Raw genomic sequence first — 12,027 nt, 5'->3', positions numbered from 1 at the left:
AAGGTCACCATGCCGGAAAAAACGGCGAACACGGGACTGGGAATGGGCCACGCCCCTCGTGGCGGACGGGGGTCCGGAGCACTTGAAGGTTCCGCGAGAACCGCTTCCGACCAGGCACTCGACTGATCCCGGAGCCCGGCCGCCACCCGCTCCTCGGCACCGCACCGCTCCGGACACCGGCGGCGCACCCGCGACACAGTCCATTCGGAACAGACGAACTCCGCCGCCCTTCCAGGCGAATACTATTCCCCATCCCCTAGCTATCGCGCCGTTCGCCGATGACAATGCCAGTGCTGAGAACAGGGCACTCCGAACGGTATGACTCTCCCCCGATTTCCGTGCCGTCAGCACCATGTGTTCGTGTCGACGGAAAACGGGTGGACCGTTTCCCTGAGGAAAGGAGGCGGTAGGTGCCGACGAGGCGGCGCCCCGCCCCCGAACCCGACGGAAGGCCCTCCCCCGCCCACCGGCCACGGCCGCGCGGGACCCGCGGCCCCCGGAGCGCCGCCGCCCTCGACACCGGCACACCGCACGGCCCCATCGACTCGCTTCCGCCCCAGGTGAGGTCTCCACATGACGAGGAGGCCCCCGCTGGACGCGACGGAGGAACGCGGTTCCGTCACAGTCCGTCTCCCGTTTCTGACAGTGTGTCTTCCCTCCTACGGGCGTCGAGGCACAGTCACTATTGCCCGGCGGACATCCGGCTAATGCGTCTAGATCTGCCAACTTATGCTTGACCATCGTCATAAGTCCGGCGTACCGTTCCGGGCATGCCAGTGATCGAGGCCACACTCTCCGTAGGAGCGCCGGTCGCCGGGCCGCCCCCTCCCGGGCTCCGCTCCGGCGAGGGGGTCCCCGCCGCGTGGACGCCGACGCGGGGGACGGCCCGGTCCTCCCGGGAGAACCGTCCGGTCGGCGCCGCGTGAGGGCACCGGCGGACAGCGGGCGGATCGTGTTCCCGAGGAGAGGAGCCGGTATGGGCTGAGACACCGATGAGGCGGCCTCCCCGCTTCCCGAACCTGATAGCAGGAACCCCCCGCCCGCCGGCCACAGCCACACGGGTCCCCGACGGGACCCGCGACCGCCGGGCCGCCCCTGCCGTCGGCGCCGGCACGCCGCACGGACTCATCGACTCACTTCCACCCCCCGAGTGAGGTTTCCGCATGAAGAAGAGACCCCTGCTGACACTGGCCGCACTGGCGGCCGGTCTCACGACGGCGCTCTCCCTGACCGCACCGGTCGCGCACGCCGACGAGGCCGGAGAGGACTCGTTCAACGCGCTGATCTTCTCCAAGACCACCGGTTACCGGCACGACTCGATCCCCCACGGCGTCGCCCTCATCGAGGCGCTCGCCGAGGAGCACGGCTTCCGGACCGACCACACCGAGGACTCCTCGGTGTTCAACGACGAGGACCTGGCCGCCTACGACGCGGTGGTCTGGATGTCCACCACCGGCGACGTGCTCAACGAGGACGAGCGGGCCGCCTTCGAGGAGTACGTGCGAGGCGGCGGCGGCTTCGTCGGCGTCCACTCCGCATCGGACACCCACTACGACTGGGAGTGGTACGGCGGGCTCGTCGGCGCCTACTTCGCGAGCCACCCGCCCGGCACGCAGACCGCCGAGGTGATGGTCAACGACAGGGTCCACCCCTCCACCGCGCACCTGCCGAGCAGCTGGGAGCGCAGGGACGAGTGGTACGACTTCAACCTGTCCCCCCGCGGCGACGTGCACGTTCTGGCCGGGCTCAACGAGGCCTCCTACGAGGACCAGGCCGATCCCGCGGGCCAGATGGGATGGGACCACCCGATCGCGTGGTGCCAGGCCTACGACGGCGGCCGGTCCTGGTACACCGGCGGCGGCCACACCGTCGAGTCCTACTCCGAACCGGAGTTCGCCCAGCACCTGCTCGGCGGCCTGCGCTGGGCGGCCGGAACCGCCGACGGCGACTGCGGCGCCACGCAGTGGGACAACTTCGAGAAGGTCACCCTCGCGCGGGGCGCGGAGGCCATGGGCGAACCCATGGGCCTGGCGGTCCTGCCGGACGGCCGCGCGCTGCACACCGCCCGCAACGGCGAGGTGCGCCTGTGGTCCCCGGACAGCGGTACCACCGAGGTGATCACCGAGATCCCGGTGTACAACCACGACGAGGACGGGCTGCAGGGCATCGCCCTGGACCCGGACTTCGAGGAGAACGGGTGGGTGTACGTCTACTACGCGCCCGTTCTCGACGGCGTCCCCCCGGGTGGGGCGCCCTCGGACGGCCCACCGGAGGACTTCGAGCCCTACGAGGCGCACAACAACCTCTCCCGCTTCCGGTTCGTGGACGGCGACTCCCCCACCCTGGACCTGGGCAGCGAGCAGGTGCTGCTGGAGGTCGGGACCACCCGGGGCATGTGCTGCCACGTCGGCGGCGACATCGACTTCGACGCCGACGGCAACCTCTACCTGTCCACGGGCGACGACACCAGCGCGTTCGGGTCGGACGGCTACACGCCCATCGACGAGCGGGAGTCGCGCAACCCGGCCTTCGACGCCCAGCGCAGCTCGGCCAACACCAACGATCTGCGCGGCAAGCTGCTGCGGATCACGCCCACCGCGGACGGCGGCTACGACATCCCCGAGGGCAACCTCTTCCCGCCCGAGGAGTACGGCGAGGACCGGACCCGTCCGGAGATCTACGCCATGGGCCTGCGCAACCCGTTCCGGTTCTCGGTGGACCAGCGGGACGGCACCGTCTACCTGGCCGACTACGGGCCCGACGCCAACGAGCCCGACCCGGAGCGGGGACCCCAGAACACGGTCTCCTGGCACACCATCACCGAACCGGCCAACATCGGCTGGCCCTACTGCATCGGTGACAACAGCGCGTACGTCGACTACGACTTCGGATCACGGACCTCCGGGGAGGCGTTCGACTGCGACGCGCCGGTCAACGACTCCCCGCGCAACACCGGTCTGGAGGAACTCCCCCCGACCACCCCCGCCTCGATCTGGTACGGCTACGAGGAGTCGGAGGAGTTCCCGCACCTGGGCACGGGCGGCGGCGCCCCGATGGGCGGCCCGGCCTACCACTTCGACCCCGAACTGGAGTCGGACACCCAGTGGCCCGAGTACTACGACGGCATCCCGCTGCTCTACGAGTGGGACCGCGACTGGATCAAGCAGGTGCACCTGGGCGACGACGGCGGCGTCCTCGACATCACCGAGACCGTCCCGGACATCGGCCTGGCCAACCCCATGGACATGGAGTTCGGCCCGGACGGGTCCCTGTACGTGCTGGAGTACGGGTCCGGCTGGTTCGGCGGCTCCGAGGACTCGGCGCTGTCCCGGATCGACTACACCGGCCACAGCCGCGCCCCCGTCGCCGACATCAGCGCCACCCCGACCTCGGGTCCGGCGCCCCTGGAGGTGGAGTTCTCCGCGGAGGGCTCCCGCCACCCCGGCGGCCTGTCCATGGAGTACGCGTGGTCCTTCGGTGACGGCGCGGCCTCCGACGAGATCGCGCCCACCCACACCTTCGAGGACCCCGGCCGGTACACGGTCGTGCTGACCGTGACCGACAGCGCGGGACGCACGGGGACGGCCACCACGACCGTCACCGCGGGCAACACCGCGCCCCAGGTCTCCTTCGACACCCCGAGGGACGGCCAGTTCTTCCACTGGGGTGACGAGATCCCGTTCACCGTGGACGTGGCGGACGCCGAGGACGGTGTGATCGGCGACGGCATCGACTGCGCCGACGTCGAGGTCACCGCGTCCCTGGGCCACGACCGGCACGCCCACCCGTGGACCCAGTACGACGGCTGTGAGGGTGTCAGCGCCACCGAGACCGACGGCGGCCACGGACACGACATGAACATCTTCTGGGTGCTGCAGGCGGAGTACACCGACTCCGGCGCGGACGGCGTGCCCGGCCTCTCGGGAAGCGCCGGGGTCACGCTCAGGCCGGCCCGGACGCAGGCCCAGTACTTCACCGACAGCCGGGGGGTCCAGACGGAGTCCACCACGGACCCCCGGGGCGGCCTGGTCAACGTCGGCTGGATCGGCCACGGCGACTGGACGGCCTACGACACGGTCAACCTGGCCGGGGTCGGGGAGATGGGGTTCCGGGTCGCCTCCGCGGGGACGGGCGGCACCATCGAGGCGCGCATGAACGCCCCCGACGGTGAGCTGCTCGGCAGCGTCGACGTGCCCGTCACCGGCGGCTGGCAGGACTGGACCGACGTGACCATGGACGTCACCGACCCGGGCGAGACCTTCACCCTGTACCTGGTCTTCACCGGTGAGGGCCCGCCCGTCGAGGACGGCCTGTTCAACATCAACTACTTCGACGCGGTGCTCGGCGGCCACGGCGGGCACGGGCCCGAGACCGTGCTGACCAGTCCGGCGGACGGCGCGACCTTCGAGGAGGGTGAGGACGTCGCCCTCGCCGCCGAGGTCACCGACCACGCGGAGGCCGGTGTCGAACGGGTGGAGTTCCTCGTGGACGGCGAGGTCGTCGCCACGGTGGCCGAGGGCGACTACGAGGCCACCTGGGAGGCCGTCGAAGGCGAGCACGAGGTCAGCGCGGTGGCCACGGACGGCAACGGCGCCACCGGCGCCTCGGCCACCGCCACCATCACGGTCGGGGAGGCCGGCACCGAACCGCCGGAGTGCTCGCCGCCCGACGCCGAGGACGGCTACACCCCCCTGTGGGACGGCGCGTCGCTCGACGGATGGGCCATGGCGGGGCCGGGCGGCTTCGACGTCGTCGAGGACGGCGACGGCTGCGCCCTGGAGACCCGGGGCGGCATGGGGCTGCTCTGGCACGAGCTGGAGATGGAGTCCTACCGGCTGAAGCTGGACTTCCTCACGCCCGAGGAGTCGGACAACTCCGGTGTCTTCGTCGGCTTCCCCGACCCCGGGAACGACCCGTGGGCCGCCGTCGGGGAAGGGTACGAGATCCAGATCGACCCCTACGGCGCGCCCGCCGGGGACCCGGTCCACCAGACCGGTGCCGTCTACGGATTCCGGGCGGCCGACTCCCACCCCGCCGAGGTCGGGGCGTGGAACGAGATGGAGATCGAGGTGGACGCCCCGATGATCCGCGTGTGGATCAACGGGGAGCTGGTGAACGAGTTCGAGAGCACCGATCCGGCCCGGGACCTGTCCTCGGGCCACGTGGGGCTGCAGAACCACGGTGAGGCCGACCAGGTGCGCTTCCGCGACATCCGGGTCCAGGAACTGGAGACGGCCGAACCGGTCACGTTCGCCGAGGTCCACGAGCGGATCGACGCCCTGGAGGCCGACGGCGCGCTGACCGTCTCCGAGGCGCGCCGCCTGGTCCCGCAGCTGACCCTGGCCGAACACCACCTCAACGTCGGCCGCCCCGCGCAGGCCGGGCGCGCGCTGAACCGGTTCGTCGAGGTGGCCGAGGCGGTCGCCGACGACGGCGCCAGAGAGGAGTTGCTGGAGCTGGCCGACAGGCTCCGCCCCCTGGTCGACGACGAGTAGCGGGACGTGTCCGGTGGACGCCCGTCCCGCGGGACGGGCGTCCACCGCACGGCCCCGACCACGGCGGGACCGGCCCGCTCCGGCCCCGCACCCCCAGTGGCGCTCCCCGGAGGACGCGACGCCGCGGGAGCTCGGCTCATCCCACGCGCAACGAGAAGAAGGTGCCACGGTGCCCGCCAAGAAGGACCACTCCTCTCCCGACACACCCGGGGGGACGACGGCCCCGGCGTCCGCGTCCGTCTGGTGGCTGACCGCCGGATCCGTCCTGCTGGTCGGCGCCCTCGTCGCCGCGATCGCCCTCCTCTTCACCGGGAACGACCACCCCGCCCCCGATCCGGCGCGTGTCGCCGAACTGGAGGCCTCCGCGCGGGAGCGCGACCTCGAACAGGTCGAGGCGCTGATCCACCGGACCAGGGCCGCGCACGAGGAGCTGGTGCCCGTGGTGGAGAGCCTCGACGCGGCCGTCCCGCCCGACGGCTCCACCCCCGCCGGGGACGCCCCGGGCGCCGGGGAGGTCGACTCCTGGCTGGAGACCGTCCACGACGCGGCCCGCCGCTTCGAGGACGCCCCCTCCGGCGACACCGGCTACAACGTCACGCACGCGGGCTTGTCCAACGCCGTGGACCTGCTGGGGTCCGCGGTCGTCGCCTACGCGAACGCGCGGACGGCGGAGGGCGTCCAGAGGACGGAGCTGCTGGAGCTCGCCGGCGACCTGCGCACCCAGGCGGTGCGCGCCTGGTCCGTGGCGGCGACCCAGCTGGACATGGCCAGCGTCGAGTCCGGCCACGGCCACGTCCACCTGTACCTGCCCGCGGCACCCGGAAGCGGCGCCCTGGAACCCGACGGCGCCGAGGAGGGCGGTGCGGCCGGGGGCGAGGCCGCCGACGGCTGACACCGCTGGGAGAACGCCCAACGGCACACGCGAGAAGGAGCATGCCATGACACGGGTCGGAGTATGGCTGATCGGGGCGCGGGGGTCGGTGGCGACCACCGCCGTCCTCGGAGCCCTCGCGGTGCGGTCGGGCGCCGCCGGGCGGACGGGGTGCGTGACCGAGCGCCCCGAGTTCGCCCCGGCGCGCCTGCCCGAGATCGGCGACCTGGTCTTCGGCGGCCACGACGTCTCCGAGGTCCGCCTGGGCAAGAGCGCCGAGCGGTTGGCCCGGGCGGGGGTGCTGCCCGCGCACCTCCCGCGGGCCTTCGCCGACGAACTGGACCGGACGGAGCACGGCCTGCGCCGGGGCCTGGACCACGCCTCCGAGGGGGTGCGGCGCCGGGACGTGGACCGTCTGGAGGCGGACCTGCGCGAGTTCGCCGAACGCGAGGCGCTCGAACGCGTCGTGGTGGTGGACCTGTCCAGCACCGAGTCCCGGCCCGGCGTGCGCGCCGAACACACCGACCCCGACGCGCTGGAGGCGGCCCTGGACGCCGGGACCGCGCGGATTCCGGTCAGCTCCGCGTACGCGTACGCGGCCCTGCGCGCGGGCTGCCCGTTCGTGGAGTTCACCCCCAACACCGGTCCCCGGCTTCCCGCCCTGGCGCCGCTGGTGGAGCGCTCGGGCGTGCCGTGGGCCGGGTCCGACGGCAAGACCGGGGAGACGCTGGTCAAGAGCGTGCTCGCCCCGATGTTCGCCGCGCGGGCGCTGCGCGTGCGCTCGTGGTCCTCGGTCAACCTGCTCGGCGGCGGGGACGGCGCCACCCTGGCGGACCCGGCCAACGCCGAGAGCAAGATCGCGTCCAAGGCCCGGGGCCTGGAGCACATGCTCGGCCACGAGACGGACGGGCCCCTGCACATCGACTACGTCCCCGACCTGGGGGACGCCAAGACCGCGTGGGACCACGTCTCGTTCGAGGGTTTCCTGGGCGCGCGGATGACCCTGCAGTTCACGTGGTCGGGCTACGACTCCGCGCTGGCGGCGCCCCTGGTGCTGGACCTGGCGCGGCTGACCGCCCGCGCCCACCGGCGGGGCCGGGTCGGCCCCCTGCCGGAACTGGCGTTCTTCTTCAAGGACCCCGCGGGCACCGGCGAACACGGTCTCGCCGAGCAGTGGCGGACCCTGACGTCCTGGTGCGCGGCACCGGAGGAGGAGGCGGAATGAGGCTACGCGACCTGGCACGGCTGGTGCGCCTGCCGGCGGCGCTCAGCGTTCCCGGCGACACCCTGGCCGGGGCCGCGGCGGCGGGGCGCCTGGGCGGGCCCGGGGCCTGGGCGCTGCCCGCCGCCTCGGTCTGCCTGTACTGGGCGGGCATGGCCCTCAACGACTACGCCGATCGGGAGGTGGACGCGGTCGAGCGCCCCGAGCGCCCCATCCCCTCCGGGGCGGTCCGTCCCGGTGAGGCCCTGGCCGTCGCGGCGGGGCTGACCGCCGCGGGCGTCGGTGTGGCCGCGGTCGCGGGCGGACCCCGGACCGCGGGAACCGCCGCGGCCCTGGCGGTCACCGTGTGGAGCTACGACCTGCTGCTCAAGCCGACCCCGCTGGCTCCGCTCGGCATGGCGGCGGCCCGGGGGCTGGACGTGCTGATGGGCGCGGGCGAGCGCCCCGCCGACGCGGCCAGGCCCGCGCTGGCACTGGCCGCCCACACCCTCGGGGTGACCGCGCTGAGCCGGGGCGAGGTGCACGGGACCCGGCCCTGTGTCGCGGCGGGGGCGCTGTCCTGCACCCTGGCCGGTGCCGCCCTCGCCGCCGTGCCCGCCCGGACCGCCTCCGGCCGCACGGCGCGGAGCACCGCGGAACGGATCCTGGCGGGAGCGCTCGCGGGGGTCTTCGCGGTGGGGGTGGGAGCCGCCCAGGGCCGGGCGCTGACCGAGCCCGGAGCGCACCGGGCGCGCTCGGCCACGGGCGCGGGGATACGCGGGATGATCCCGCTCCAGGCGGCCCTGCTGGCCCGGTACGGCGCGGTGGGAGCCGCGTGCGCGCTCACCGTCGGCGCGCCCGTGGCGGCCCGGGCGTCCAAGGCGGTGCCGGTCACGTGAGGTTCGGATACGGCACCAACGGCTTCTGGGACCACCGCCTGGACGACGCGCTCGCCATCATCGCCGGCCTCGGCTACGAGGGGGTGGGCCTGACGCTGGACCACCCGCACCTGGACCCCTTCGAACCGGGCGCCTCCGCGCGCACGGCCCGGATCGGCCGCCGGCTGGCCGAACTGGACCTGTCGGTGGTCGTGGAGACCGGGGCCCGCTACCTGTTGGACCCGCGCCGCAAGCACGAGCCCACCCTGGTCTCGGACGAGGGCGCCGACCGGCGGGTGGACCTGCTGCGCCGCGCGGTACGCATCGCCGACGACCTGGGGGCCGAGGCGGTCTCCTTCTGGTCGGGGGTCCTTCCCGCCGGGGTGGGCAGGGCTGAGGGCTGGTCCCGGCTGACCTCCGGTGTGGAGCGGGTCCTGGCCACCGCCGACGACCTCGGGGTGGACTGCGCGTTCGAACCGGAGCCCGGCATGTTCGCCGAACGGGTGGCCGACGTGCTGGAGCTGCGCCGGCGGCTCGGCGACCCCGAGCGCCTGCGGGTGACGGTCGACGTCGGACACGGCGTGTGCAACGAGCCGGACGGCCCCGAGGGCGCCGTCCGGCGCGCCGGCGGCCTGATCGCCAACGTCCAGTTGGACGACATGCGGCCGGGCGTCCACGACCACCTGGAGTTCGGGGAGGGCGAGATCGACCTCCCCGGGGTCCTGGGCGCCCTGGAGGGGGTCGGTTACCGGGGCCTGGCGTCGGTGGAACTGCCCCGCCACGGGCACGCCGCTCCCCTGGTGGCGGAGCGGTCGATCCGCGCGCTCACCGAGGCCCTGGCCGCCTCCCGCGCACGGGGGGTGGGCGTGTGAGTGAGGAGTACGCCTTCCTGGGGTCGGCCGAGGCACGCGAGGCGCTCTCCGCCCAGGTCGCGGACGTGCGCGCCCGGCCCGCCCGGATCGCGGTGCTCTTCCCCGCGGCGGCGCGGAGCGTGGCGCGGGGGCCCGGCCCCTCGGGAGACCCCGACGGGGTGGCCGGGCCGACCCTGGAGGACCTGGTACGCGTGGAGCTGCTGACCGCGCTGGCCGGGGCGCTGGCCCCGGCGGAGCTGGCCCGCGAGGTCGGCGACCTGTACCGCCACGGTGACGCGGGTGAGCGGCGCGCCGTCCTGCGCGGGCTCGACGTGCTCGACACCGGCCGGGAGGAGCTGGCCGCCGTGGCCCGCGAGCTGCTGGCGGACGCGGTGCGCACCAACGACACCCGGTTGGTCGCGGCGGCGTCCGCCAGCGGGACGACCGCCCTGCTCGACGCGCACTCCTGGCGGCAGGGCGTCCTCAAGTGCCTGTTCACCGGGGTGCCGCTGGGGTCGGTGGCCGGGATACCCGACCGCGCCGACGCCGAGCTGGCGCGGATGTGCGCCGACCACGCCCTGGAGCGGGCCGTGGCGGGGCGCCCGGTCCCCGACGACGTCCGCCTCGTCCTGCGGCACTTCCCCGAGCAGGCCGCCCGCCTGGGCACCCACCGAACGGAGGCGTGATTGCGTATCTTCGACCCGCACATCCACATGACCTCGCGGACCACCGACGACTACGAGGCGTTGTACGGCGCCGGGGTGCGCGCCCTGGTGGAGCCCTCGTTCTGGCTGGGGCAGCCCCGCACCGGTGTGAGCTCGTTCCGCGACTACTTCGACGGCCTCGTCGGCTGGGAGCGGTTCCGGGCCGAGCGGTTCGGGATCCGGCACCACTGCGCCATCGCCCTCAACCCGAAGGAGGCCAACGACCCCCGCCTGACGGAGGTGCTGGACATCCTCCCCCGCTACCTGGCCAAGGACGGCGTGGTGGCGGTCGGCGAGGTCGGCTTCGACTCCCGGACCGCCGAGGAGGAGAAGGCCTTCCGCCACCAGTTGGAACTGGCCAAGGAGTTCGGTCTGCCCGTCCTCGTGCACACCCCGCACCGCGACAAGGCGGAGGGGACCCGCCGTACCCTCCAACTGGTCGCCGAGTCCGGCATCCCGGCCGAACGGGTGCTCGTGGACCACCTCAACGAGGCCACCGTGGCGATGGTGCACGAGTCGGGGTGCACGCTGGGCTTCTCCATCTACCCGGACACCAAGATGAGTCCGGAGCGCATGGTCCGCGTCCTGTCGGAGTGGGGCCCGGAGCGGATGGTGGTCAACTCGGCCGCCGACTGGGGCCGCAGCGACCCGCTCGCCACCCTACGCACCGGGGAGGCCATGCTCGCCGCGGGCTTCACCGGGCGCGACGTCGAACGGGTGCTGTGGGACAACCCCGTCGAGTTCTACGGCCGCAGCGGACGCCTGCTGCTGGACGAGGTGTCCGGGGCCGACCGCACCGCGACCTACTCCGGCAACTCCGTCCTGCGCGGCGAACGCGCGAACGGGGGTGCCGCGTGAGGCTGCGCCATCCGGACGGCACGGTCGTCCACCTCGCCTACTGCACCAACGTGCATCCGGCCGAGGACCTGGACGGCGTCCTGCGCCAGATCCGCGTCCACGGCGGCGGCGTGCGGGAGGCCCTGGGCGCGGACCGGCTCGGCCTGGGGCTGTGGCTGCCCGCCCCGCTGGCCCGCGCGATGGCGGCGGACCCGGCGCTGACCGACCGGCTGCGCGCGGGCCTGGAGGGCTCGGGGCTGGAGGCGGTCACCCTCAACGCCTTCCCCTACGCCGGGTTCCACGCGCCCGTGGTCAAGCACGCCGTGTACGCACCCGACTGGACCGACCGGGCCCGGCTGGACTACACGGTGGACTGCGCCCGGGTGCTGGCGCGGCTGATGCCCGACGACGCCGCCCGGGGCAGCGTCTCCACCCTGCCGCTGGCCTGGCGCGAACCGTGGGATCCCGACCGCCTCGCCGCCGCCCGCGCCCATCTGGCCGAACTCTCCGCGGCACTGGAGGACCTGGCACGGGAGGGGCGTCCGGTGCGGGTGGGGCTGGAGCCCGAGCCCGGGTGCGTCGTGGAGACCACCCGGGACGCGGCCCGCCTCCTCGCGGACCCGCCGCCGCACCTGGGCGTGTGCCTGGACACCTGCCACCTCGCGACCGCCTTCGAGGATCCGGCCCCGGCCCTGGACAGGCTCCGCGCCGCGGGCCTGCCCGTGGTCAAGGCCCAGGCGTCGGCGGCCGTGGAACTCCCCGACCCCGCCGACCCGGCCGCACGGCAGGCCCTGGCCGCCTTCGCCGAGGACCGCTTCCTGCACCAGACCCGCGCACGCGGTGACGGCGGCGCCCGTGAAGGCCGCGACGACCTGCACGAGGCCCTGGACGGCGCCGACCCCCTGCCCCGGGACGCGCCCTGGCGCACGCACTTCCACGTGCCCCTGCACGCCCCCGCCACCGCGCCGCTGCGCCGGACCACCGACCACCTCACCGACACCCTGCGCCGTCTCCTGGGGCCCGGCGGCGCGCGGACCGACCACGTGGAGGTGGAGACCTACACCTGGTCGGTACTGCCCGAGGACCTGCGCCCCGGCGGGGACAAGGGACTCGTCGAGGGCATCGCCGCCGAGGTGGCCTGGGTCCGCGACCGGTTGACCGGTCTGGGCCTGACCGCCCTGTGACCCACC

Annotated in this window: 8 protein-coding genes; all 8 read left to right on the top strand. The window is 73.9% G+C overall.

The window, feature by feature from the left end; all coding sequences use genetic code 11:
- Positions 1–1,163 precede the first annotated feature (1,163 nt).
- The 8 genes from FYW95_RS08490 to eboE all read left to right on the top strand — a co-directional run bounded on the left by FYW95_RS08490 (position 1,164) and on the right by eboE (position 12,021).
- Positions 1,164–5,495: a ThuA domain-containing protein gene (locus tag FYW95_RS08490; RefSeq protein WP_159942844.1), complete on the top strand. Its 4,332-nt coding sequence runs from the start codon at positions 1,164–1,166 to the stop codon at positions 5,493–5,495.
- A gap of 169 nt (positions 5,496–5,664) precedes the next feature.
- A complete protein-coding gene (locus tag FYW95_RS08485; protein ID WP_159942845.1) occupies positions 5,665–6,387 on the top strand; it encodes a hypothetical protein in 723 nt (240 codons plus the stop codon).
- 46 nt (positions 6,388–6,433) lie between these two features.
- Complete coding sequence (locus FYW95_RS08480; RefSeq protein ID WP_159942846.1) at positions 6,434–7,591, top strand: inositol-3-phosphate synthase; 1,158 nt, start codon at positions 6,434–6,436, stop codon at positions 7,589–7,591.
- Positions 7,588–8,466: an SCO3242 family prenyltransferase gene (locus FYW95_RS08475; RefSeq protein ID WP_159942847.1), complete on the top strand. Its 879-nt coding sequence runs from the start codon at positions 7,588–7,590 to the stop codon at positions 8,464–8,466. The genes FYW95_RS08480 and FYW95_RS08475 overlap by 4 nt, the downstream gene beginning before the upstream one ends.
- Positions 8,463–9,317, top strand: a complete 855-nt coding sequence (locus FYW95_RS08470; RefSeq protein WP_159942848.1) for a sugar phosphate isomerase/epimerase family protein — start codon at positions 8,463–8,465, stop codon at positions 9,315–9,317. The genes FYW95_RS08475 and FYW95_RS08470 overlap by 4 nt, the downstream gene beginning before the upstream one ends.
- Positions 9,314–9,982, top strand: a complete 669-nt coding sequence (locus FYW95_RS08465) for an EboA domain-containing protein (RefSeq protein WP_159942849.1) — start codon at positions 9,314–9,316, stop codon at positions 9,980–9,982. Before FYW95_RS08470 ends, FYW95_RS08465 begins: the two co-directional genes overlap by 4 nt.
- Positions 9,983–10,858 (top strand): TatD family hydrolase, encoded by an 876-nt coding sequence (locus FYW95_RS08460; protein ID WP_159942850.1) that lies wholly within the window; start codon positions 9,983–9,985, stop codon positions 10,856–10,858.
- A complete protein-coding gene (gene eboE / locus FYW95_RS08455) occupies positions 10,855–12,021 on the top strand; it encodes a metabolite traffic protein EboE (protein ID WP_159942851.1) in 1,167 nt (388 codons plus the stop codon). The genes FYW95_RS08460 and eboE overlap by 4 nt, the downstream gene beginning before the upstream one ends.
- Positions 12,022–12,027 lie beyond the last annotated feature (6 nt).

The organism is Nocardiopsis sp. FR4 (assembly GCF_009830945.1).
Classification (GTDB): domain Bacteria; phylum Actinomycetota; class Actinomycetes; order Streptosporangiales; family Streptosporangiaceae; genus Nocardiopsis.
The sequence above is the reverse complement of the archived record's forward strand: the minus strand, read 5'-3'. Positions and strand labels throughout refer to the sequence as shown.